Origin of the sequence: Acinetobacter beijerinckii CIP 110307, from assembly GCF_000369005.1 — a bacterium.
GTDB classification, from domain to species: Bacteria; Pseudomonadota; Gammaproteobacteria; order Pseudomonadales; family Moraxellaceae; genus Acinetobacter; species Acinetobacter beijerinckii.
Genome location: NZ_KB849765.1, coordinates 1,194,927 through 1,219,222, shown reverse-complemented (window position 1 = coordinate 1,219,222; position 24,296 = coordinate 1,194,927). Strand labels below are relative to the sequence as shown.

At 38.3% G+C, this 24,296-nt stretch carries 27 protein-coding genes and 1 pseudogene; 11 read left to right on the top strand and 17 right to left on the bottom strand.

The window, feature by feature from the left end:
- Positions 1-8: 8 nt before the first annotated feature.
- Positions 9-806 carry a tRNA pseudouridine(38-40) synthase TruA gene (truA, locus tag F933_RS11295; protein ID WP_005061243.1) on the top strand — a complete coding sequence of 266 codons (798 nt, stop codon included), beginning with the start codon at positions 9-11 and terminating at the stop codon, positions 804-806.
- A gap of 44 nt (positions 807-850) precedes the next feature.
- On the opposite strand, the gene F933_RS11290 is transcribed toward truA, so the two are convergent.
- Positions 851-1,858: an AraC family transcriptional regulator gene (locus F933_RS11290; RefSeq protein ID WP_005051248.1), complete on the bottom strand. Its 1,008-nt coding sequence runs from the start codon at positions 1,856-1,858 to the stop codon at positions 851-853.
- 230 nt (positions 1,859-2,088) lie between these two features.
- On the opposite strand from F933_RS11290, the gene infA reads away from it, so the two are divergent.
- Complete coding sequence (gene infA / locus F933_RS11285; protein ID WP_001284370.1) at positions 2,089-2,310, top strand: translation initiation factor IF-1; 222 nt, start codon at positions 2,089-2,091, stop codon at positions 2,308-2,310.
- A gap of 58 nt (positions 2,311-2,368) precedes the next feature.
- Here the strand turns inward: infA and F933_RS11280 are convergent, their stop codons facing one another.
- On the bottom strand, positions 2,369-2,740 hold the full coding sequence (locus F933_RS11280) for a lysozyme inhibitor LprI family protein (protein WP_005061240.1): 372 nt from the start codon (positions 2,738-2,740) through the stop codon (positions 2,369-2,371).
- A gap of 159 nt (positions 2,741-2,899) precedes the next feature.
- Here F933_RS11280 and F933_RS11275 point away from each other — a divergent pair, with 159 nt between their 5' ends.
- Positions 2,900-3,286, top strand: a complete 387-nt coding sequence (locus F933_RS11275; protein WP_081400530.1) for a hypothetical protein — start codon at positions 2,900-2,902, stop codon at positions 3,284-3,286.
- 60 nt (positions 3,287-3,346) lie between these two features.
- On the opposite strand, the gene leuB is transcribed toward F933_RS11275, so the two are convergent.
- The 5 genes from leuB to F933_RS11250 form a co-directional block, all read right to left on the bottom strand.
- The gene (gene leuB / locus F933_RS11270) at positions 3,347-4,426 is read right to left on the bottom strand and encodes a 3-isopropylmalate dehydrogenase (RefSeq protein WP_005061236.1); all 1,080 of its coding nucleotides are present in this window, start codon (positions 4,424-4,426) and stop codon (positions 3,347-3,349) included.
- Between the two features lie 44 nt (positions 4,427-4,470).
- The gene (locus F933_RS11265; protein ID WP_005051240.1) at positions 4,471-5,046 is read right to left on the bottom strand and encodes a hypothetical protein; all 576 of its coding nucleotides are present in this window, start codon (positions 5,044-5,046) and stop codon (positions 4,471-4,473) included.
- A 135-nt stretch (positions 5,047-5,181) separates the two neighbouring features.
- Complete coding sequence (gene leuD / locus F933_RS11260; protein ID WP_005061233.1) at positions 5,182-5,832, bottom strand: 3-isopropylmalate dehydratase small subunit; 651 nt, start codon at positions 5,830-5,832, stop codon at positions 5,182-5,184.
- A 12-nt stretch (positions 5,833-5,844) separates the two neighbouring features.
- On the bottom strand, positions 5,845-7,263 hold the full coding sequence (leuC, locus tag F933_RS11255; RefSeq protein WP_005061230.1) for a 3-isopropylmalate dehydratase large subunit: 1,419 nt from the start codon (positions 7,261-7,263) through the stop codon (positions 5,845-5,847).
- 122 nt (positions 7,264-7,385) lie between these two features.
- Positions 7,386-8,057: a hypothetical protein gene (locus tag F933_RS11250; protein WP_005061226.1), complete on the bottom strand. Its 672-nt coding sequence runs from the start codon at positions 8,055-8,057 to the stop codon at positions 7,386-7,388.
- A gap of 87 nt (positions 8,058-8,144) precedes the next feature.
- Between F933_RS11250 and F933_RS11245 the strand changes: the two genes are divergently transcribed.
- Both F933_RS11245 and F933_RS11240 read left to right on the top strand, forming a co-directional pair.
- A complete protein-coding gene (locus tag F933_RS11245; RefSeq protein WP_034710790.1) occupies positions 8,145-8,351 on the top strand; it encodes a DUF2061 domain-containing protein in 207 nt (68 codons plus the stop codon).
- Between the two features lie 49 nt (positions 8,352-8,400).
- Complete coding sequence (locus F933_RS11240; RefSeq protein ID WP_005061221.1) at positions 8,401-9,264, top strand: LysR family transcriptional regulator; 864 nt, start codon at positions 8,401-8,403, stop codon at positions 9,262-9,264.
- 8 nt (positions 9,265-9,272) lie between these two features.
- On the opposite strand, the gene F933_RS11235 is transcribed toward F933_RS11240, so the two are convergent.
- The 5 genes from F933_RS11235 to F933_RS11220 all read right to left on the bottom strand — a co-directional run bounded on the left by F933_RS11235 (position 9,273) and on the right by F933_RS11220 (position 13,413).
- Complete coding sequence (locus F933_RS11235; protein WP_005061220.1) at positions 9,273-10,031, bottom strand: glycine-rich domain-containing protein; 759 nt, start codon at positions 10,029-10,031, stop codon at positions 9,273-9,275.
- Between the two features lie 77 nt (positions 10,032-10,108).
- Positions 10,109-10,855, bottom strand: coding sequence for a sporulation protein (locus F933_RS11230; protein WP_005061218.1), 747 nt, complete (start codon positions 10,853-10,855; stop codon positions 10,109-10,111).
- 51 nt (positions 10,856-10,906) lie between these two features.
- Positions 10,907-12,340: a DUF2252 domain-containing protein gene (locus F933_RS11225; protein WP_005061215.1), complete on the bottom strand. Its 1,434-nt coding sequence runs from the start codon at positions 12,338-12,340 to the stop codon at positions 10,907-10,909.
- Positions 12,341-12,444: 104 nt separating this feature from the next.
- Positions 12,445-12,687 (bottom strand): hypothetical protein, encoded by a 243-nt coding sequence (locus F933_RS17065; protein WP_005061213.1) that lies wholly within the window; start codon positions 12,685-12,687, stop codon positions 12,445-12,447.
- A gap of 66 nt (positions 12,688-12,753) precedes the next feature.
- Positions 12,754-13,413 (bottom strand): HAD family hydrolase, encoded by a 660-nt coding sequence (locus tag F933_RS11220; RefSeq protein WP_005061211.1) that lies wholly within the window; start codon positions 13,411-13,413, stop codon positions 12,754-12,756.
- Positions 13,414-13,596: 183 nt separating this feature from the next.
- On the opposite strand from F933_RS11220, the gene F933_RS11215 reads away from it, so the two are divergent.
- Positions 13,597-14,073 (top strand): RNA pyrophosphohydrolase, encoded by a 477-nt coding sequence (locus F933_RS11215; protein WP_004659132.1) that lies wholly within the window; start codon positions 13,597-13,599, stop codon positions 14,071-14,073.
- 92 nt (positions 14,074-14,165) lie between these two features.
- Positions 14,166-16,460 (top strand): phosphoenolpyruvate--protein phosphotransferase, encoded by a 2,295-nt coding sequence (ptsP, locus tag F933_RS11210; protein ID WP_005061209.1) that lies wholly within the window; start codon positions 14,166-14,168, stop codon positions 16,458-16,460.
- 139 nt (positions 16,461-16,599) lie between these two features.
- Here the strand turns inward: ptsP and F933_RS11205 are convergent, their stop codons facing one another.
- Complete coding sequence (locus tag F933_RS11205) at positions 16,600-17,052, bottom strand: hypothetical protein (RefSeq protein ID WP_005061208.1); 453 nt, start codon at positions 17,050-17,052, stop codon at positions 16,600-16,602.
- A gap of 558 nt (positions 17,053-17,610) precedes the next feature.
- Between F933_RS11205 and F933_RS11200 the strand changes: the two genes are divergently transcribed.
- From F933_RS11200 to F933_RS11190, 3 genes and pseudogenes are all read left to right on the top strand, one after another.
- Entirely contained in the window at positions 17,611-19,131 is a 1,521-nt protein-coding gene (locus tag F933_RS11200) for a catalase (protein WP_005061206.1), read from the top strand.
- Between the two features lie 93 nt (positions 19,132-19,224).
- Positions 19,225-19,598, top strand: a pseudogene (locus F933_RS11195) (thiol-disulfide oxidoreductase DCC family protein).
- Entirely contained in the window at positions 19,595-20,011 is a 417-nt protein-coding gene (locus tag F933_RS11190) for a DoxX-like family protein (RefSeq protein ID WP_005061202.1), read from the top strand. The pseudogene F933_RS11195 and the gene F933_RS11190 overlap by 4 nt, the downstream one beginning before the upstream one ends.
- 12 nt (positions 20,012-20,023) lie before the next feature.
- On the opposite strand, the gene F933_RS11185 is transcribed toward F933_RS11190, so the two are convergent.
- Positions 20,024-20,455, bottom strand: coding sequence for a GNAT family N-acetyltransferase (locus F933_RS11185; RefSeq protein WP_005061199.1), 432 nt, complete (start codon positions 20,453-20,455; stop codon positions 20,024-20,026).
- A gap of 45 nt (positions 20,456-20,500) precedes the next feature.
- A complete protein-coding gene (locus tag F933_RS11180) occupies positions 20,501-21,553 on the bottom strand; it encodes an MBL fold metallo-hydrolase (RefSeq protein WP_005061198.1) in 1,053 nt (350 codons plus the stop codon).
- Positions 21,554-21,936: 383 nt separating this feature from the next.
- On the opposite strand from F933_RS11180, the gene hcaR reads away from it, so the two are divergent.
- Positions 21,937-22,845 (top strand): DNA-binding transcriptional regulator HcaR, encoded by a 909-nt coding sequence (gene hcaR, locus F933_RS11175; RefSeq protein WP_005061197.1) that lies wholly within the window; start codon positions 21,937-21,939, stop codon positions 22,843-22,845.
- A gap of 41 nt (positions 22,846-22,886) precedes the next feature.
- Here the strand turns inward: hcaR and F933_RS11170 are convergent, their stop codons facing one another.
- Positions 22,887-23,501, bottom strand: coding sequence for a glutathione S-transferase family protein (locus F933_RS11170; protein ID WP_005061195.1), 615 nt, complete (start codon positions 23,499-23,501; stop codon positions 22,887-22,889).
- 56 nt (positions 23,502-23,557) lie between these two features.
- On the bottom strand, positions 23,558-24,256 hold the full coding sequence (locus F933_RS11165) for a helix-turn-helix transcriptional regulator (RefSeq protein WP_005061192.1): 699 nt from the start codon (positions 24,254-24,256) through the stop codon (positions 23,558-23,560).
- Positions 24,257-24,296 lie beyond the last annotated feature (40 nt).

Here is a 24,296-nt window from a genome sequence, read left to right as displayed (position 1 = left end):
GTTAAGATATGCAACGTTATGCAATCGGTATTGAATTTTGCGGTACTCAATACCGTGGTTGGCAAACCCAGCAAGCTGGCATTGCAAGTGTTCAAGAAACAATTGAAAAGGTTCTGAGTAAAATTGCTGACCAAGCAATTATATTGCATGGCGCTGGCCGTACCGATGCAGGCGTGCATGCAACCAATATGGTTGCTCATTTTGATACTACAGCGATTCGCCCTGAGCGAGGCTGGCTTATGGGCGCGAATAGTCAGCTTCCTAAAGATATCTCAATTCAATGGATCAAGTGTATGGATGAAAGTTTCCATGCACGTTTTAAAGCAACAGCTCGTCGTTATCGATATGTGGTCTATAACGCACCAATGCGTCCAGCACTTTTATATAAACAAGTCACTCATCTTTACCAAACGCTTGATGTAAAAAAAATGATGGCTGCTGCATCAAAATTTGAGGGCACGCATAATTTTGAAACTTTCCGTGCTGCTGCATGTCAGTCCAATCAACCTATTCGCCATGTGAAGCACTGTCGTTTATTTGAGCATGGTCGATACTTAGTTTTAGATATTCAAGCAGATGGTTTTTTGCATCATATGGTGCGTAATATCATGGGATGTTTACTTGAAATTGGTCAAGGCATGTATGAGATTGACCATATTGACACTATGTTTGCTGCACAAGATCGTACGGCTGCAGGTATTACGGCTCCTGCCGATGGCTTATATTTTATCCAAGCGCAATATCCTGATCAATTTGATCTTCCACAATTAGCTTTAGGACCACATTGGCTCAATTTACCTGAATAAAAAAAGCCTGATCTGAGATCAGGCTTTTTGAATTTTAAAAAAAATTAACGTTGTTTTCTTTTACGATATTCAACAGGCGTTTCATTGGTCCAACGTTTGAATGCGCGATAGAAAGTACTTGGTTCAGAAAAACCCGTCAAATAGACAATTCTCTCTACACTTTCATTGGTATTCGCGAGTAATTTTTTCGCTAGACGACAGCGATAATCAGAAAGAATTTGCTGAAAACTCGTATTCGCCTCACTCAGTTGCGTTCTTAAACGTCTAGGTGTAATTGTTAACTGTGCAGCAACCGTTTCTAAGGTTGTTTCTCCACTTTCTAAGGTTGAACCAATCGCACGGCGAACCTCACCAACCAGATCATAGCGAGCAAGCTCTTGAAGTTTTTCAATAGCTAATTGCTCATGTAGCTGCAATAACTCAGGTTCAGCTTGCCACAATGGATAATCAAGCACAGCGGCATCAAAATAAAGACGAGTCGCTTTTTGCCCTAAACTTACTGGACAACCATAGACACGAAAATACTCATCATCATCTGCGCCTTCACTAAAGTTAAAGTCAATATAAATTGGCTGAAACTGTCCTTCAGTAATAAATTTAAAGAACCTTAGAATGCCTGACATCGCACACTCAGAAAAGTGACGATTCACGAGATTATCGGACCAAAATTGCTCTGCATTGGTCAGATAGCAACGACCATCTTCGACGACGAGCTTTGCATCAAAAGCATCACTAATAAGTCGTTGATATGCCAAAGCACGCTTTAGCCCTTCTCCAAACGTTTCACTACTTATAAATAAGTGTTCAATAACTTGACCACGATAAAGAGGTAAATGTTCGCCTAGATGTAATCCTATATCTGGATCTTTGCTGACTTCCTGTGCAGCGATCCAAAATGCGTTTTGTGCGCTTAATGGTGTTCTGGCATTAGTATCGATTTGGTTGAGTGCCACACCTGCCTTTGTTAAAATTTCTTCAGTTGGCAATCCTGCTTTACGAATTGCCTGATAACCAAAGCGCAATACAACTGATGCATCTGTTAACTGACCCACGCAGTGCCCTTCCCTGTAGATACTTTATTGTGACAATAACGATAATTTTAGATTAACGTTGATTGACCAAACTGACAACAATATTCTGATAGTTTTGTTAAAAAAAATTATCGATTGTCTAACAGTTTTTCCTCATTTTTGACTAAAAAGCATTAAGAAGACTTAACCTTGTAAAATTTAAATAAATTGACTATAATTTGCGCCTTTCCAATTTGATCATCAGGTAGGCCATGGCCAATAAAGAGGAACTCATTGAGTTCGAAGGCGTTGTCACCGAAACGCTTCCTAATACGATGTTCCGTGTACGTTTAGAAAACGGTCACGAAGTTATTGCTCACATTTCTGGTAAAATGCGTAAACACTATATCCGTATTTTGACTGGCGATAGTGTTAAAGTTGAAATGACACCTTATGACTTAACAAAGGGTCGTATCACTTATCGCGCGCGCTAAGATTAGTGATTGCAAAAAAGCCACTTAAAGTGGCTTTTTTTACGACCTTATTTTCCTGCTATTCACTTAAACGAGTTGTCTTACAACCCACCGTTTGACATTCACGTAAGCGTTCTAAAAGCCAATGATTGCGTTGTTGTGTGGTGTTTAAGCGACATTCTACATTGACGCTATTCTGTTGGTCATCCGTACACTCTGCATCACGATGACGAATCCAAGCAAGTTGTGATTTTTTAAGTATTTTCTGTTGAGTTTGATTTAATTGTGCTCTCAATAATTGATAGTTTTTATTTAAATCCGCATCAGCACTCGCATATATTTTATTTGTACAGTAAATATCATCATAAGTATTGCGTGTTTTGTCACAATTATCCGCATAAATAGTTGTTGATAAAGCACCGACAATAAGTCCAAATATGAACTTTTGCATCAAGTCTTCCTCATTGCATAATAATAAAACTATCTAAACATATTTTGCATTTGTTGAACATTACCCTCAAATAGACAAGTCCGTATATTTTTGTCTTTATTCTGTTTTAGGAATAGAATAAAGACATATAAAGATAATCAATGCAGGGAAATAAGCGTGATTCATTCTAAATATTTTATCTTAGGCTTGGGTTTAATTTTACAAGGGTGCGCGACACCTGCATGGCAATCAACCAATCTTCAAGATTATCTACAACCCTATATCGGTCAATCAGTAGATCATATTGAACAAAATCTTAATCTTCGAAGCTTAGGATTTCAGACTCTAAAACACCCTCAAAAATCTAAAGAACATTTAATTTATACAGTTCTTCGCCCAATGAATATTCCCGTACCTTTAAACATGGGAACCTCAGATGGTTCACGACTTTCTACCAGTACCACCTATAGCCAATCATACGATGTCAATTTCTATTGCCATATTATTTTCAAGCTTGATCAACAACAAATTGCACACTCAATTCGTTATGAAGGTAAAGCTTGCTAACTAATCATAGAGAATAAAAAAACGCAGCTGATGCTGCGTTTTTTTATTCAGAATACTTAATTAGTTAAGTGCTGAAACTACAGCTTCACCCATCGCATCTGTACCAACTCTGCTCATGCCCTCAGACATAATATCTGCTGTACGCAAACCTTGATCTAAAACTTGACCTACAGCATCTTCAATTGCTTTTGCCGCAGCTTCCTCGCGGAAGGTGTAACGCAACATCATCGCCACAGAAAGTACGGTTGCGAGTGGATTTGCGACATTTTGACCCGCAATATCTGGAGCAGAGCCATGACATGGTTCATACATCCCCTTGCCATTTTCATCCAGTGAAGCAGAAGGCAACATACCAATTGAACCTGTTAACATTGCAGCTTCATCAGATAAAATATCACCGAATAAATTACCTGTAACAATCACGTCAAATTGCTTAGGTGCGCGAACCAATTGCATAGCTGCATTATCGACATACATATGCGATAACTGAATATTTGAATACTGTGCTTGTTGTAAGTCAGTGACTGTTTGCTTCCATAATTCAGTCACTTCAAGAACATTGGCTTTATCAACTGAACAAACTTTACCACCGCGTAAACCTGCAAGTTCAAATGCAACTTTAGCAATACGCTTGATTTCACTTTCTGAATAAACGTCAGTGTTATAGCCCTGTTTCTCACCATTTTCCAATTCACGAATACCACGCGGCTGACCGAAGTAAATCCCACCTGTTAGCTCACGAACAATCAGAATATCAAGACCTGCAACGATTTCAGGTTTCAAGCTAGAAGCATCAGCCAATTGTGGATAAAGAATTGCAGGACGTAAGTTCGCGAATAAGTTTAATTCACTACGAATTTTCAATAAGCCACGTTCAGGACGAATTGAACGCTCAATCGTATCCCATTTAGGACCACCGACAGCACCAAGTAAAATCGCATCAGCATTTTTCGCTTGTTCACTGGTTACTGCAGGATACGGTTCACCATGTGCATCAATCGCTGAACCACCGAGCAAACCATGTTCCCATGTCAAACCGAGATTAAATTTATCATTGACCTTGGTTAAAACCTTTTCAGCAGCAGCTACGATTTCAGGACCAATTCCATCACCCGCTAAAATTAAAATATGTTTTGACATGAGTTTTCCAGTTCAATATGAGCAGCTTTCACACTGCTAGTCGATTAAATCTTTTTCTCAACAAACTCACCCAAACCCGTACTGACATCAAAAGGACGACAGAAACGGCGGATGGTATGCTGTTCTTGCTGTAAATCAACACATAATGGTTCAGGCACTGAAACATTCAACAAACTGCCTGAACGATATGTTCTGTCTCGGAACATTTTAAAGGTATAGCGCAGATGCGGTTTAAACGCATGGATGACATGAAAAGTCTCTGCTCGATCAGGCGAAATGGGATAAAAGCGAATAACGACTTCATATTGTTTAGCAGGTACACTCAAATACACCTGCTGTTTTCGGGTAAAAACCGAACCATGTAATCGTACAATTCCTCGCTCCATTGCCTGTTGGCTAATACGGTGCGTTTTTGCATCAATCACGGCAATATCACCAATTCGCTCAAACTCACAATTTTCTACGCCTGAACAATATAAAGTTGTATTTTCCGCTTTCGACTCTAATGTGTTCTGTGCAATACGAACTTGATCGACTACATTAGGTGCGTTTTGACACGCCGTTAATGTCGTACCAACACATAGACACAGTAAAATACTGCGAGCGAGTCTTCTTTTCATTATTCAAGCCCAGTCCTCATGTCTTGTAACATGTAAGCAAAATATTATTCGCTAGCATGTTAACAAGAGTTCATTGTCTGCGCTATGGCTATGTTTAAATTGTCCAAGACATTGCGTAATCTCCAAACATAAACCTTAAGCTTTTATGTCTTGAAATACCCAAGGACGTACTTGTTTAGCTTTTTCTTCAAAAGCACGAATATCGTCCGCAACCTGTAAGGTTAAACCGATATCATCTAAACCATTTAACAAGCAATGCTTTCGGAATGGATCGATTTCAAATTTAAATGCATCGCCTTTTGGAGTACGAACTTCTTGCGCTTCTAAATCAATCGTAAGTTGATAGCCTTCCGTTTCAACACATTCTTTAAATAGCTGATCCACGATCTCTTCGGATAAGATCACAGGCAACATGCCATTTTTAAAGCAGTTATTAAAGAAAATATCCGCAAAACTTGGCGCAATTACGGTACGAAAACCATATTCATTTAACGCCCAAGGTGCATGCTCACGGCTTGAACCACAACCAAAGTTAGTTCGCGCCAACAAAATCGTTGAGCCTTGATAACGTGGTTTATTCAACACAAATTCAGGGTTGATTGGACGTTTGATAATGTCTTGCCCTAAATAACCTTCATCTAAATAGCGCAATTCATCAAATAAATTATCACCAAAACCTGTACGTTTAATAGACTTCAAAAACTGCTTTGGAATAATTAAGTCAGTATCGACATTCGCACGATCTAAAGGTGCAACAACACCTTGTTCTACAGTGTATTTTTCCATGATCTTGCTCCCTTAGAATGAACGAACGTCAACAAAATGACCTGCAATTGCTGCCGCTGCTGCCATTGCTGGACTAACCAAATGAGTACGTCCGCCATTCCCCTGACGACCTTCAAAATTACGATTTGAAGTCGATGCACAATGCTCGCCAGGTTGTAACTTATCCGCATTCATCGCTAAACACATTGAACAACCCGGTTCGCGCCATTCAAAACCTGCTTCTAAGAAAATTTGATCTAAACCTTCTTGTTCAGCTTGTTGTTTAACCAAACCAGAACCCGGAACAATCATCGCTTGTTTAATGCTTGACGCGACTTTACGACCTTTAACCACTTCAGCAGCTGCACGAATATCTTCAATACGTGAATTTGTACAAGAACCAATGAATACACGATCTAATTGAATATCTGCTAATGCCTGACCTGCATCCAAGCCCATATATTGATATGCACGCGTCCAGTCATTGCGCTGTACATCATCTTTAGCTTGTTCTAAAGTTGGTACCGCTTGTGAAACTGGAATCACCATTTCTGGAGACGTTCCCCATGACACTTGTGGTTCAATCTCAGCGCCATTTAGTACCACAACTGCATCAAATACAGCATCTTCATCCGAGTGCAATGTATTCCAGTATTCTAGTGCTTGATCCCATTTCTCACCTTTAGGTGCATAATTACGATCTTTTACATAAGCAATAGTTTTGTCATCAACAGCAACCATACCTACGCGAGCACCCGCTTCGATCGCCATATTACAAACAGTCATACGCCCTTCGATCGACATATCACGGAATACTTGACCGCCAAACTCGATGGCATAACCTGTACCGCCCGCAGTACCAATCTTGCCAATAATTGCTAACACGACATCTTTAGACGTCACACCTTTACCTAATACACCATCTACACGAACTAACATGTTTTTTGATTTTTTCTGTACTAAGCATTGTGTTGCCAACACATGTTCAACTTCTGAAGTACCAATACCATGTGCCAAGCAACCAAATGCACCGTGTGTCGCAGTGTGTGAATCACCACAAACCACGGTCATACCTGGTAATGTTAAACCTTGTTCTGGACCAACAACATGTGCAATCCCTTGGCGGATATCATTAATACCAAATTCAACGATATTAAAGGTCTTACAGTTATCATCTAAAGTTTGCACTTGGATACGAGAGGTATCATCTTCAATCCCTGCGATGCCTTGTTCACGCTCTTTTTTAGAGGTTGGAACGTTATGGTCAGGTGTTGCGACATTGGCACTTAAACGCCAAGGCTGACGATTAGCAAGTTGTAAACCTTCAAATGCTTGAGGGCTGGTCACTTCATGTAATAAGTGGCGATCAATATAAATCAAGCTTGAGCCATCATCACGTTGCTTAACTAAATGGTCATCCCATAATTTGTCATACAATGTCTTGCCTGCCATGTCGTCGCTCTCCATCGTGCTTGTCATAGGTCTGGGTATTTTTAATCTTAGATTGATTATAACAATCGTTTCACATAAATCTAATTTATCATTTTTATCAATTCACAAACTTTTTGGAATGATTAATCTCGAAAATAATATTTCATCAGCTCAAGATTACCATCCTTATGCACAGGTAAATTAAGCCATTCAATCAAAGGCTGATACTCGAGAATAAATTGATCAAATAAATTTTTAGTTATGATCATATTAGTACAATCAATTGTCACCAGCGAATACTTTTTAGCCCTATTAAGACTATATAAATTCAAACAAAAGATAGGAGTAGGTAATTGATTGCTTCGAGACATAGCTGGAATGTAGTCATATTTTGCTTCAATAAAATTAGGATAGAAGTCAGCTTTTTTCTTATTATTCAGATATATCGTTAATTTTTTTGAATTAGAACTAAATATTAACTTTACTTTTAAATTATGCGCATCATTCCTTCGGAGTATTATCCATATAAATACACCAATAAGAACGCCTACCCCCATATAAGAGAAAATACCAATTTCTATACTCATTTTTGAATAAATTAAAAAATACATGATTTTATATAAATTCAAGTAAAGAACAATCAATGAAGCAAGACATATTATTTTTATAAGAATTCTATTCTTACTAGAATACATGTATTTTTTAGCTGTTTCATAAGTAAGACATTCTTCACTTAACACTTTTAAATTTCTAATCAATGCTTTCTCACGGTTTGTTATTTTAAATTTAGTTAAATTATCTAGAAATCCAATCATCAGCAATCGAAATTTCATTTTTACTTTTTAAATGATAATGATTATTATTTAATTAAATATAAATCAATATTCGTAACGGTGAGCACTATGGCGAACATTCAACAATTTGTAATCAACAATCGGCGTACCTTAAAAAAAACCTTGAGTTACTACATCATGCATATTAGTGTTGCGATGATAGTTGCCTATGTAATTACAGGAAATTTCATTATGGCAGCGACTTTGAGTTTAATTGAACCGACTGTTCAAGCCTTTGCATTTTTCTTTCATGAAAAAGTTTGGAATTATCTCTAAACCCATTTCCTCGAAAAAATTAAAAGTAACTTACTTTAGGTAAATGTATATGAATCTTGCTGCATTTGAAGCATTCGTAAAAGTGATGGAAACAGGTTCAATTTCTATCGCAGCAGAACAATTATTTATCACTCAACCCGCAGTGACTAAACGGATTCATAGCCTAGAGGATTATTTTGGCGTTAAGCTTTTTGAGTCCGCAGGGCGAGGCATTCAGCCTACGCACGCAGCCCATTCATTATTACCTAAAGTTCATACATGGTTGAATGAGTTAGGTGAAATTCATCATACACTGAGTCATGAGCAAGCTCAGGTACAAGGTCGCTTAAAAATAGGCACCAGTCACCATATCGGTTTGCATCATCTCGCTGAGCCGCTCAAAAATTTCGTTCAACGTTTTCCACAAGTGACCTTAGATGTCCATTTTGTTGATTCTGAGCAAGCACATGAACAAGTTTTAGCAGGTGAATTAGAGTTAGCATTCTTAACGTTACCGCCGATTGGCGATGATCGTCTTAACTACTTAACCATTTGGAACGATCCTTTGGTTTTTGTGACTTCACCTTTTCATCCTTTAGCACAACAATCCCAACTCAAATTAGAAGATTTAATTGCTTATCCGAGCCTATTGCCAGCTGCACACACATACACGAGTCAAATCACACTGGCAGAATTTGAGAAAAAAGGCTTAAAACCAAAAATTACGATGAGCAATAATCCATTAGAATCAATCAGAATGTTAGTTTCAATTGGTTTGGGTTGGTCTGTTCTGCCTAAAACCTTACTCAACCACGATTTAAAACAACTCGATTTAAATTTGAATATGAATCGGCAATTAGGTTTAGTTTGGCATCCTGCACGTATTCAGTCCAAAGCTGCTGAAGAACTAATTAGTATGATGCGAGTCGATTAATCCTCAATTTAATCACTACCGCCACCACAGCTGCTACAACTACTACCACAGCTTGAGGATGAGGTTTGATTTTGCTTATATTTGGCAAAGTCTTTAGTCATTTGTTCAAGTTCATAGGTTTGTCCACTTTCCCAACCCAACACCTGGTCAATTGCAAATAATCGTGATAATTGAGAGGTATTTCGTGGATTAAATTCATGCAACATACAACTATATTTCCAAGATTCAAATAATTGAACTGCTTGTGCTTCAGGCTTTGTTGTTGTGTCATAAGGATTATGCGTTAAAACTCGACCAATTGTTTGCTGGCATAATTGCTGATATTGGATCGGATATTTCAGCATCACATGCCATAGCTCATCAACAGCATGTGATGGCATTGCATAAGCTTGTTTCTGCAAAACCTGTAATGCTAAATAATCTTTAAAACCTTGTTCAATCAATTGACGTTGTTTTAAGTCCAACACAGAATATTTTTGTTGTAACTCATTCCAAAAAATTGGATTAATTTTAAGTTGCTCAATCTTCTCTAATTTGTCTCGTCTCGTTCGAACAATCAGTGCCTGATTCACAACGATCACAGTCCAGATGAAAGGAATAAGTACCCAAGCCGTAAAAAATTGCTGTTGCCAACTATGCATGACCAATAAGATTAAGATGGGTAACATGATCCAGCGTGTTTTTATCATTGGTTGCTGGCGTTTTAATTTGAGTAATGCACTCAGCACATTGGAAGTATGTTCTTCCTGATTTATTGTTATTTTCATACTGTCATCTTAGAAATAAATGATGACAGTAATATGACAAGAAAACCCCCCATTTTGGGAGGTCTAAACGAAATCAATTATCCAATTTGTAGTAAACGTCGTATCTGTTGAGTTACTTGAAGCACATCTAAATGTTGATTTGGAAGTGTCATCGTTAATAACTGATCTGAACGCAAAGTCCGATCCACTTCCAACATCACATGCGTCTGATGTGCTTCAGCGACAAATGACACTTCAACCTCATTAAAACCGCTAAACATGTGTGAAGACACAAACTCTAACTCTTGGTAACAACCAATAGTTGATCTAAAGTTACGTGCAGTGAGTTGTCCTTTTTCTACATCTACACTCGATAAGACAAAACCGCATTGTTGCATCGCTTGTAAAAATACTTGCATAGTAGCGGTCGGTAACACTTTTAAATAATCACGATCAGTTGCGTCTAGCCCCCAATCAACATCCATATGGGTATTAATCCAAACACGAGTCCCATTACGACGACAAGATACTTCTGTAATTGGTGTCTCTTCAGGGAGTTGCATAGTGAATGGAATATGATGAGCTTGATGCGCAGACAATAAAAAATTTGAACTGATTAACCACTGATCCAATATCAAAGGCTGATTAAACTCATGATCTCCTGACTCAACTTCTGCCATAGTCATCAGTTGTAAATACAAACCATTGATTTCCTTATCCGATGATCCACCTTTAAAACTAATTTCCCCATGCAATATTTCACCGGCTTGTAAAGTTGGATTGTGCAAGCGAGTTTCTACTGTCACAGCTTGCATACCCAAACCTGACATGATTTTATTGAACATTTTTCTAAAACCTTTTGAATTATCTTGTTAAATCTGTAGCAGACTTATTTTTTAAAGAGCCTCATCCCCAGCGATTTGAATCTTAGCATCTGCGATTGCATTCATAAATTGCTGATAATCATTTAAATTACGTTCTGCAGACTGTACGGCATACTCTTGTAATACGTTTACAATGGTATTTCCTTCACCAAGGTAGCCCATCAGAACATCTGCATTACCTGATTTTGCATGCGCATGTGCTAAAGCCAGACCACAACTTTCAGCATATTCATAAAAATATTCATCATCCATATCCGCCAAATCAACTGAGATTTTCATATCGCGAAGCTGACGTACATGGAAATGTTGCTCTAAAGTTGAGAATCCAAGGAATATATCACTTGCAGCTTGCATGAGTTGCTGTCCATGTACAACGCGCTCACCTTCGTGCTGCACTTTTTCAAGAAATAAAGGGCTCAAAATTGAAGGGTTGGCTTCTTTCATTTGCAAAATCAAAGGTTCACGATCTGCATCCTGAAATAACGCAATTGCTGATCGTGTGCCTACACTCCCCACTCCAACCACTTTTAAAGCAACATCACTTCGTTGATAACGGTCAAATAAGACTTGGCGATCGTATTTCAATGAATCTCGATATTGTTTAAAGAAGGTATCGACACTTTGACTAAAAGGTTCATCTACATTTGGATGCCACAATAATGGCAAATCATCAACAAAATAGCGAAATCCTGTTTCTTTATCTTGTTGAGTGAGCTTCGGCAAAACAGAATACGCATTTCTTTTCTGTGCTGAATCAAGATGCTTCTCTCGCTTCTTTCTCAATTTTCGGCATTCGGTATTTTCTAATAAGGTACTCGCATCGACTTTGTCATACCAAACTTGTAAAGGTGACAATTCAGTATTTTCTAATAAATGCTGGCGATAGCTATTCAGCATGATTTTAATGGCTTTTAAACCGACTTTATCAGCGAGATCAATATCACGTGCTGCAATCAAAAAGCTTGTCGCTAAACGTTTGAGATCCCATTCAAATGGCGCAACCAAAGTTTCATCAAAATCATTAATCCCAAATAATAAATTACGTTCAGGGCTAGCAAAACCACCAAAGTTACTTAAATGACAATCTCCACAAATCTGTTGAAATAACCCTGAGTGATTTTGTTCCCATGCTTGGTCAAACAACATCAATGACGGCATGCCACGATAGAACGTAAAGGGTGAAACACTCATACGCTTGGCACGAATCGGCTTAAGTTGCTCTAAGCGCCCTTGATTGCTCCAATCATAAATCTTTAAAGCCGTTGTACCTTTCGGTCGTTCTGACAATTGTGATAATTGCTCACGGGGAATTCTTTTACGTTGCGTTTTACCGAGTTTAAAACCTTCATTTTTGGTGAGTAACTTACCTTGATAGCTATGTCGTGTGAGATCGATGCTCTCTTCTGTCCATAGTTGTTTTGGCAGTTTAAGTTGTTGTTTTTTCATAACACCCCCGATATAAATGTCAGTAGTGTTATAACAATAAATTGAATGGATCAGATAAATAATTTTTATATTTCATTCAACTCATGGTGTTGATCATTCATTTTTTATTTTTTCACAAATTTCCTAACAACATAATAAAGCAGCATAACAAAGGGTAAAACTAAAAATAATGCGCCAAATCCAAATGTTATACAGGCAAAAATAATGCCGCCTATTGCGCCCCCAAATAAAAGGATAATCAAGAAGAATAAAAATTCACTAATCAAGGCATCAAAACCTTGGCTAAGGAACTGTTCACTCCAATCTGAGCGACGATATCGTCTACGCTCTGAATCCTTATTATTCACGATATTTCCGATTCACATAATACCTATTCTTCTAACATAATAAGTACTATGTGAGCAAAGCAAAGATTATACGGATACGATCGACCAATCTTGAATATCCCAATGCTGTTCTTGAGCTAGTTTTTCTAAACGATCATCAGGATTCACTGCGATTGCATGGCTCGCATACTCAAGCAGGAAACGATCATTAATTGAATCTGAATATGCCCAAGATTCTGAAACAGTACGCCCATCTAACCACTGATCCAAACGAGCAAGCTTTCCTTTTTGATAACACGGGAGTCCTTTCACCTTACCCGTATATTTTCCATCAATGACATCAGCATTGGTGGCAATAATTTCGGTAATACCAAATTCACGAAAAATAGGTGCAGTAATGAAATCACTTGTCGCGGTAATTCCCACAATCGCATGACCCATGTCTTGATGCTTCTTGATTGCATCAAATCCTTTCGGGCGCATTTGAGGGCGAATCACTTTTTGCATAAATAACAGATGCAATTCTGTTAAATATGCATTGTCATGTTGCGTCAAAAACTCAAATACAAATTCATTATAAGCAATTGGATCAAGCTGACCTGCTTTATAGTCATCATAAAATTTATCATTCATTTGGCGGTGATGAACTGGATCAACCAAACCCTCATTCACTAAAAACTCACCCCATGAGTGGTCAGAATCGGTATTTAACAGGGTGTGATCTAAATCAAACAAAGCCAATTTCATATAAATGCTCATTTAAATGCAAATTAAAGAAAAAAAACGTAAATCTATTTCCGTAAGTGACTAAAAATTCGTTAAGATCATAGCAATTTTAAACATTTTACTTTGACCTTTTTCGAGTTGGACGTGAAGAGTGACTGTCCCCGAGATCAAAGTCAACGATATAGAGAAAATTTAGGTAGCCAAATGATCGACTCAGAAGGTTTCCGACCCAACGTCGGGATCATTTTGGCAAACGATGATGGACAAGTTTTATGGGCAAAGCGCATTGGTCACAATGCTTGGCAATTTCCACAAGGAGGTATCCAGTTTGGAGAAACCCCTGAACAGGCACTTTATCGTGAACTGAGAGAAGAAGTCGGTTTATTGCCCGAACACGTCCAAATAATAGCGCAAACTAAAAGCTGGCTGCGTTATCGTTTGCCACATCGGTACATTCGGTCAGATTCTGATCCTGTATGTATTGGTCAAAAGCAAAAGTGGTTTTTACTGAAGTTAACGGCATCGCCGCATCATATTCAGTTAAATCTATCAGACCCACCCGAGTTTGATGAATGGCAATGGGTGAGTTACTGGTATCCGTTAGGTCAAGTGGTCAACTTCAAACGTGATGTTTACCGCCGAGCGATGATGGAATTATGTCTACAATTACCTCAACGTTAAACGTCAATAAATCATCACTTTAAGCAATGATTTTTGACATAAGAGCTGTTATAACTAGGTCTATAAAGATTTATAAATTGGAGTAAACATCCATGTCAAACATGCAACTCGACACACTTAGACGCATTGTTCAAGAAATTAATGCGTCCGTCAGTTTGCATGAATCACTCGACATCATGGTCAACCATGTGGCTGAAGCGATGCATGTGGATGTATGCTCAATTTATTTATTGGATGAGCGTAATAAACGTTATGTGTTAATGGCATCAAAAGGTTTAAAACCTGAAGCTGTTGGGCACGTTTCTTTAAATTTCGGTGAAGGTCTCGTTGGCTTAGTCGGTCAACGCGAAGAAATTGTCAACTTAGATAACGCACCAAAACATGATCGCTTCGCCTATTTACCTGAAACAGGTGAAGAATTATTTAACTCATTCCTTGGCGTTCCAGTCATGTATCGCCGAAAAGTAATGGGTGTTTTGGTGGTTCAAAAGAAAGAACCTCAAGACTTTAGTGAGGCAGCTGAATCTTTTCTTGTAACACTATGTGCTCAACTTTCAGGCGTCATAGCGCATGCACATGCCGTGGGCAATATTGATGTTTTTCGCAAGCCAACCAGTGGTTCATCTTATAAAACCTTCCAAGGCGTTTCAGGTGCTGGTGGTATCGCTTTAGGTCGTGCCATCGTGCTTTATCCACCCGCCGATTTAGGTGTGATTCCAGATCGCGAAGCGGAAGATATTAGTGAAGAATTAGAACTACTCGATCAAGCGATCATTGCTGTTCGTCAAGAAATTCAATCTTTAGATGAAAAAATGCAAGATTCATTGATGTCCGAAGAGCGTGCTCTATTTAGCGTGTTCTTGAGAATGTTAGATGAAAATGCATTACCGAGTGAAATTAAAGACCATATTCGCTCAGGTAGTTGGGCTCAAGGTGCTGTTCGCAAAGTCATCGATAAACATGTAGCGCTTTTTGCACAAATGGAAGATGACTACTTACGTGAACGTGTCTCTGATTTAAAAGATTTAGGTCGCCGAATCCTCGCTTGCCTACAAGAAAATGATACCAGTCATCGTGAGCTTAGCCCTGATAGTATTCTCATCGGTGAAGAAATCAGCACCGCTGCGCTGGTTGAACTCCCTGTTGATAATATCGCAGCGATTGTAACCTCTGAAGGTGCAGCCAACTCTCATATGGTGATCGTTGCACGCGCATTGGGGATTCCAACTGTAGTTGGTGTAACTGAATTACCTATCACCACGCTTGATGACATTGAAATGATCGTCGATGCTTATCAAGGGCGGATCTTTGTCAATCCGCCACGACGTTTACGTCAGCGTTATAAAGAAGTTCAGAAAGAAGAAGAGCAAATTGCGAAAGACTTAAAGCAATATGAAACTAAAGATGCCATTACCCCCGACGGCGTGTCTATTCCTTTATTTGTGAATACAGGTTTGATGATTGATGTCGTTCGCGGCGTGCAACGTGGTGCTAAAGGCGTTGGTTTATATCGAAGTGAAATTCCATTTATGCTGCGTGAACGTTTTCCAGGTGAAGAAGAACAACGCGCCATCTATCGTCAACAGCTTAGCCATTTTGCCAACAAACCGGTGATTATGCGTACCCTCGATATTGGTGCGGATAAAGATTTGCCTTATTTCAGTATTGAAGAAGAAAACTCAGCATTGGGTTGGCGTGGCATACGTTTCACACTAGATCATCCAGAAATTTTTTCTGCACAAATTCGAGCAATGTTAAAGGCGAGTATTGGCTTAAATAATTTACATATTTTGTTGCCAATGGTGACTAGTGTCAGTGAAGTCGAAGAGGTTCTTTATTTACTAGAAAGAGACTGGATTGCAGTTCAGGAAGAAGAACAAGTTAAAATCACCAAACCTAAAATCGGGATTATGGTTGAAGTACCAAGTGTACTATTACAAATCGCTGAATTTGCTGAGTTAGTTGATTTTTTCTCTGTGGGTTCAAACGATTTGACTCAATACTTACTTGCTGTCGATCGTAATAATCCACATGTTGCCAATGTCTATTCGCATTTCCACCCATCAGTACTACGCGCTTTAAAACGCTTAGTGATTGAATGCCATGAACATCAGAAACCTGTCAGCGTTTGTGGTGAGATGGCTGGTGATCCATTATCAGCTATTTTATTAATGGCAATGGGCTTCAACACGCTTTCTATGAGTTCAAGCAATATTCTCCGTGTCAGAAAAGCGATTTGTCATGTGCCAATGGCGGATGCGCAGAAACTTCTCGATGATGTATTGCAAATGAACAACCCATTACTGGTAAAAAGTTGGCTTGAGCATTATTTTAGAACACATGGCTTGGCAGATATGGTTAAATCCAATCGCATGTTAAATGTATAGAGTTAATCCTATTTAGAGCGAAGTATCATTATTTATTCTAACTAGATACTAGAATTACAACTTTCAGATTTGCATAAAAAATCCGACCGTATCATCAGTCGGATTTTTAGTTGAGCATTACTTTTTTACAGTTTGTATTTTATTTACTTTCAATCAAATAAACCTGTTGCTTGCCACTGTCTAAAGCAACGCGTGGAAATTTTCGGTCATAATCAATCTTAATACTGTCTTTAACGGTTTGAGTCGTCACATCAGATTCCCATGTTACATAGTAAGTGATTTCCGCCCCTTGTTTTAATTGCGGTTGAATCAACTTTTTATGATCGGCAGGTATTTTAAAATCAACTGAAAAAGGCACTTGAGAAACTTCAACTTTCTTTTGTTGAATCAATGTTGCAGGTGCATCAGCCATGCGTGTTTCAAGCGCATATAAACTCACCGTACCCTGTTGTGGTACGCGATAAGAACCATTTCCAATAAACTCAACGGTCAACAACTTGGAATTATGACTATTCACTTCACTTTGTGGAGTTGTGCTGCATCCAGCTAAAACAGTAAGTGATAATCCCAAGCTAAAAACAATTTTTTTCATTCTTTTAATCTCTTAAAAACAAATTTAAAAATACCATAAAACAAAATAAATTCTTTTTTTCTTACATTTTTCTAGCATTTTAACCAAGAAATTATTCAATAAAATTTACATTGATCAGCACTAAAATTCCGTTTTTACAGAAAACCTACATGTTCCATGACACTTTTTTATAAAAAATTATCACTTTTATAGCTTTATGGCTGCTTTAGATACAAGAGTACAAATACTGCAAAAAACAGTAAATAAATATTTATTTTTTAAATAATTTTTATATTTTTTAACAATTCATATAACAACAAAAAACCAGATAAAGTTTAAGCTTTAAACACGTTCAATCGAATAAAGCATTTAAGACATCAACTTTAATCCATTGGAAAAAAAACCTTCATCAACCTAGAGTAAAAATACAAAGGATGTGAACAGATCATGTGCAAAACCTAATTAGGCATCTGAAATTTTGATCCCCAATTTGCAAATGAGCTCTCAAGCATTCATAACTTTGAACGGTCAAATAGTCAGGATGACTTCGCTCACAAGTCAGCCTACTGGAGATATAAAATGAGCCAAGACGATAAAAAATGTCCTTATAGCCACTTAACTACTGATTTTGGCGCCCCTGTAGTCGATAACCAAAACAGTATGACAGCTGGTGCTAGAGGACCTCTCCTCGCCCAAGATTTGTGGCTAAATGAAAAACTTGCTAATTTTGTTCGTGAAGTGATTCCTGAGCGTCGTATGCACGCCAAAGGCTCAGGTGCCTTTGGTACCTTCACAGTTACCCATGATATTACTCAATATACCCGCGCTAAAATCTTCAGTGAAATCGGTAAGAAAACAGAAATGTTTGCTCGCTTTACTACGGTAGCAGGTGAACGTGGTGCTGCCGATGCCGAGCGAGATATCCGTGGTTTTGCTTTAAAGTTTTATACCGAAGAAGGCAACTGGGATATGGTGGGAAATAATACCCCTGTATTCTTCTTACGTGATCCACGTAAATTTCCCGATTTAAATAAAGCAGTGAAGCGTGATCCAAAAACCAATCTTCGTAGCGCAACCAATAACTGGGATTTCTGGACGTTATTGCCAGAGGCACTGCACCAAGTCACCATTGTGATGTCTGATCGCGGTATTCCTTCTAGCTATCGCCATATGCATGGTTTTAGTAGCCATACTTATAGTTTTATCAATGCAGCAAACGAGCGTTTTTGGGTGAAATTCCACTTTAGAACGCAACAAGGCATTAAAAATCTCACTGATGCTGAAGCAGGAAATATCGTCGGTGAAGATCGCGAAAGTCATCAACGTGATTTATTCGATGCGATTGAACGTCAAGACTATCCAAAATGGACGCTTTTCGTTCAGGTAATGCCAGAACAGGAAGCAGAAAAAGTACCTTATCATCCATTTGATTTAACCAAAGTCTGGCCTCATGGCGACTATCCATTGATTGAAGTCGGTGAATTTGAACTGAATCGTAATCCTGAGAACTTTTTCTTAGATGTCGAACAATCAGCATTTGCCCCAAGCAATCTTGTACCAGGCATCAGTGTTTCACCAGATCGCATGTTACAAGCACGTTTATTTAACTATGCTGACTCTCAACGCTATCGTTTGGGTGTGAACTACCAACAAATTCCAGTCAATGCTGCACGTTGCCCTGTTCATAGTAATCACCGTGACGGTCAAGGTCGTATCGACGCCAATTATGGTGGTTTGCCACACTACGAACCAAACAGCTTCGGTCAATGGCAAGAGCAGCCTCAATACAAAGAGCCACCACTGAAAATTACTGGTGATGCTGATTTCTGGGATTATCGTGAAGATGATAATGACTACTTCAGCCAACCCCGTGCTTTGTTTGAACTGATGACTCCTGAGCAACAAGATGCACTATTTGGTAATACCGCACGTGCAATAGGCGATGCTTTAGATTTCATCAAATATCGTCATATCCGCAATTGCTATGCATGTCACCCTGCTTATGGTGAAGGTGTAGCAAAAGCATTAGGCATGACGGTTACAGATGCTCAAGCTGCCCGTGAAACCGATCCAGCTCGTCATTTACCAAGCTTTCTTTAAGTCTTAAAACATTGAAATAAAAAGCCATCTTCGGATGGCTTTTTTCATGCTAGTGAGTGACAATTTACTCAATATCTGATCAGAACAATAACAATGGCAAACCACTTAGAACAACTGATTCAAAACCATAACATCATCTTATTTGATGCCGTATGTGTGCTGTGTTCAGCTTGGGCTGACTTTATGATTCAACATGATCAGCACTGTCAGATCATTTTGAAACGATGGTATTGCTGAAAAAAGGTAAGATTTATACGGAATCAACAGCTTTTCTAGAAATTATTCAACACCTAGATTTTCCCTATTCTCATTTGAAATACGCGACAATCATCCCACAAGCAATTCGAGATTTTACATATCGCTGTATTGCCTTAAATCGCTATCGTCTATTTGGAAAAACTGAGCAGTGTTATTTGGTGACACCTGATATTCAAAAACATTTTCTCTTGGATGATGCCTGCATATGAATAATCCCCTTCAAACTTTGCAAAAGATTTTAAATTTCAGCCAACTGATCATTGCATTACTATGGATTTATCAGGGTTTAATTCCCAAATTTATTTTTCAAGTTGAAGGTGAACAATATGTTTGGCAATTTTTTCAGATTCCAACGGCTTATATTTCATGGATCATTTCATTCTCAGGGATTGCGGAGATTATTTTTGGCAGCCTCTTTTTATTTATGACACACAAATATTTGCATTGGCTTAACATTCTAAGTCTGATTGGGTTATTTATTTTGGTCATATTTATTTATCCCAATCAAATCTATCAAGCCTTTAATCCAGTCGTGATGAATATTGCTCTTGGTAGCCTATCTGTAATTGCTTTATGGTGTATAAGTTCGCTACTCCATACCAAAAATACCTGTCAGCAATAAAAAGTATGCAATCTACAAACCCATATGCAAAATTGGGAAAGGTTTTCCCATATCATCCAAAGGTGAACGAGATTCTACTTTAAACCCCAAATGCTGATAAAAGCCAACAGCCTGTGGATTCTGCTCATTTACATCCACTTTTGTCGCACCGAGTTGCTCCACGGCATAAGCTAATAACTGTTTGCCAATTCCCTGTCCTCTTGCAGCATTTTGGATAAACAGCATCTCAACTTTATGATCTGCAACTCCGACAAAGCCAAGAATTACACCTATATCATCTTTGACACATTTTAGTGTGACAGCAGGAAAAGCCTGTTCCATGATAATGGATTTAAAGAATTCAATATCTTCCGCAGTAATAAAATCATGAGTGGCTCTAACTGAATCCTCCCAAACTACAAGCAGCTCTGCATAGTTTTCAGGATGCACATCATCTAACATCATATTTTTCTCTCAGCTCCAATGAAAAATCAACATTTGGCTGAACCATCATGCTCGAATAAAGTGTCCTTCACGAATGCAATAAAAAGGGTTCACTAATTTCGAAGATGTCTTCATTGCTTGCTGTAATTCATGTTCTGGTGCATCACGATCTTCATCCGTTAGTTGAAAAGTTCGATAATGAATTGCAAGAGAACGATGCGCATGTAAATCCAAATGCGCGTGGAAGGCATCTTGAGGATTCATATGTACATAACGCATCAACATTCGCGGCTCATAAGCACCAATAGGCAACAGCGCAATCCTTGCATCACCATAACGTTCATGAATTTTTTTGAAATGCCCTGCATAGCCCGTATCACCAGCAAAAAAACAATGTCCTGTTTTGGCTAATAAGGAAAACCCGCCCCATAGCGCTCGGTTTTGATCTCTCACTCCTCGACCAGATGCATGTTGCGCAGGTGTATAAGCAATTTTTATTTCATCATGAAAAGGAATTTCCTGCCACCAATCCATTTCAATTACATGCAAATGCTTAGCTAAATAGTAGCCATTTCCTAAACCCGTATAGATCGGCATTTTAAACTTCTCATGCAACCAATCTAATGTCGCTAAATCCATATGATCATAATGATTATGGCTGAGCAACACGGCATGAATGGTTGGAAGGTGTTCTAATGCGATCCCTGCTGGACAAACACGTCGAGGACCTTGTCCATGTTTCGGACTGACGTATTCACACCACACAGGGTCTGTTAGAAAGTTATAAGGACCGATTTGAATGAGTACTGTTGCATGACTAACAAACCAAATTTGCCAATTATTTAAATCAGCATGAGGTCGATTTTGTGGTAACTCAAGCATTTGATTACGTAAATTGGATTCATGAGTTTGATCAACTTTCCATGTAAACGATTTACGTGTAGCCAGCCACTTTAACAAGCCCTTACGGTCATAAGGAGTTAAGCGTCTTTCTGAATTATAAAAACGGTCTACACCACAATGATCAGAAGCCTCATGTGGAAAAGGCGGCTTCCCAAAAGTATGGCTCAAGCAAGATTGGGTCGGCAATTGATAGGTTAATGTCGGCTTATCTTTCATGTACTTCTTCTATGGTGAGTCTGATCACATCAGGTTGACTTTAGGATCGCAATAAGTCCTCTACTGTAACTTTTTTCAAATCAATCTTTTGTATGATTTTTTAAAAGCTTTCATGAGATCAGTATCATCAAATCTCATTCAAGTATTCGATTGTTAGTTATGCTGATTTTATCCAGTTGAGTCAATATAATTTTTTTGTAAGCTCTATTCGTTTATAAAAAATTAAAAATCTTGAGTAGTGTCTTCATTTTTTAATACATTTTTTATATTTTAGAATGAGTCTTATTGTTTATAAAAGCAGCTAATATATAATACGCCACTAGAACTACTTTCTAAAACACAAAACGCCTAAAACAATAGTAAGACATACTTGGATCAGTCTTATGGAATTACGACATTTACGTTACTTTATCACGGTTGCTGAAGAGCTGAGTTTCAGCAAAGCTGCATTAAAACTACATACCGCACAACCTTCTTTAAGCCAACAAATCAAAGATTTAGAAGATGATATTGGGGTGCAATTATTTTATCGAACCAAACGAAAAGTTGAGCTAACAGAAGAAGGTCAAGTTTTTTTAGAACAAGCTCGTTTAACCTTAACTCAAGCAGATAAAGCCGTGACGATGGCACGACAAGTCGCTGCTGCGAAAGTTCAATGTTTGAGAATTGGTTTTGTGCCTTCAGCTGAAATTAGAATATTTCCATATATTTTACCGCGGCTACGCGTGAAAACGCCCAAACTTCAAATTAATACATTTAATCTAAAAGAAAGTGATCAAATTGCTGAATTAAAGAAAGGTGATTTAGACATTATTTTTATTAATCAAGACTTCCAAAATGATCACTTTGCAAGCCAGCTAGTCTTAAAAGAACCTTTAGTTTTTATGCTGCCGAAACAACATCCTTTGGCGAAATTAACTGAAATTAAGGTGGCACAGCTAGATGGATTAGAGCTTAATATTCTGTCTCATAAACTTTCTCAGCCGCTATCGCAAACCATCTTTAAATATATCGGGCAACAAAAGCTCCAATTTAAAAATATCACTGAAAGCAATAGTATTGCTGACAGTATTCATGCCGTTCATACAGGGCAAAGTTGCGCAATTTTACCCTCTTATATGCAGGCATTAGCCACAGATCAAATTGTTGTTAGGCCTTTGGACTATGCGCTACCATGTTTAGACGTGTTCATGAGTTTCCATAAAACTGAGCCTAGCCCTGCCGCAGAACAGTTTTTAGAAGAAATTAGACAAGTCTTTGAACTTGATCAACTTGCACTCTATGCCAGTTAAATAAAAAAAGCCGATTCAAATCGGCTTTTTACTATACTTCTTTATCCCGCATGACTAAAAAATTCAGCAAACTTTGCATAGCTTGGACGCTGACTCACATTTTGTAAATAACGTTCAATTGCAGGATGTGACTGTACCTCACCCATTTTCAACTGCCAAAATAACATGGCAGCGACCAATACATCCGCAGCAGTAAATTGTTCACCACATAAATAAGGCGCTGCCTCACTTAATCCAAGCACAAAGGCATTATACGCGTCATCATAATCTCCATAGCCAATCGAAGTTTTTTGTTCTGCTGTCACTTCAGTTAAACCTAACATACGGTCTGTTGCTGCCGCTTCCCATGGACCAGAAATGAAAAATAACCATCTATAGTAAACCCCGCGTTGCGGATCATCAAAGGCCGGAGATAAACCTTTTTCACTAAATTTATCCGCAAGATAGGCACAAACAGCACCTAACTCGTAGATCACAACATCACCATCTACTAAAACAGGCACTTTTCCAAAAGGATTCATTTTTAAATATTCAGCCGTCTTCATTTCAGTCTGAAAAGCCACTTCAATGCGTTCACATTCAATGCCAAGTTCGATTAACAGCCAATCGACAACAACGCCACGTGAAAAACTATTGGTATAAAGTTTAAGAGCCATTTTTGATATTTCCTTGTTGGTTTATTGGTCTTATTTAAATTTAATACTTATGATTGTCAGTTTTTGTCAGTAGTCGAACGACAAACTTCTTCGATCCACCATTGTTGAAAAAGTTGCTGTTTAAAATGTGGATATAATTCTTGGCTTAAACTCAGTTGCTGAATTCGATCAATTCTAAAATGCCGAAAGCCATCACGTAATTCACACCATGCTGCTAAAACAATACGATCATTAAAATAGCCCAAAGCGAAAGGCCATAAAACCCTTGTACTCACTCGCTGCTGCTCATCAGCATAATCAACCACAATTTTGACCTGTTGACGAATCGCCACCCGAACTTGTTCAACCCATCGCTCATCGACTGGTAGCCACGTCTGCATTGACCTTAAAGTAGTTTGTTGTAATAAATGCTGACAATGCTCAGGTAATACCGCATTTAATTTAGCAAGTACCGATCTTGAAGCCGACTTTAACGCTTGATCAGGAATCTCATTAAGCCAATTTAAAGCTAAAAAAATAGCTTCAATTTCGGTTTCATTTAATGTCATCGGCGGTAATAAAAAATTTTCTTTCAGTTGAAAACCTAAACCCGCAGCGGCATCAATATTGACTCCTTGATCACGTAAGCTTTCAATATCACGGTATACGCTGCGTTGACTGATTTGCAAACGCTCGGCCAACACTTGGGCAGTCACTGGATAGCGGTATTCTCTTAAAAGCTGTAGTAAATGCAGTAAACGGATTGAGCGACTCATGCGATCCCTATTGTTATTATTGCTGATGGAGCTGCTGGCA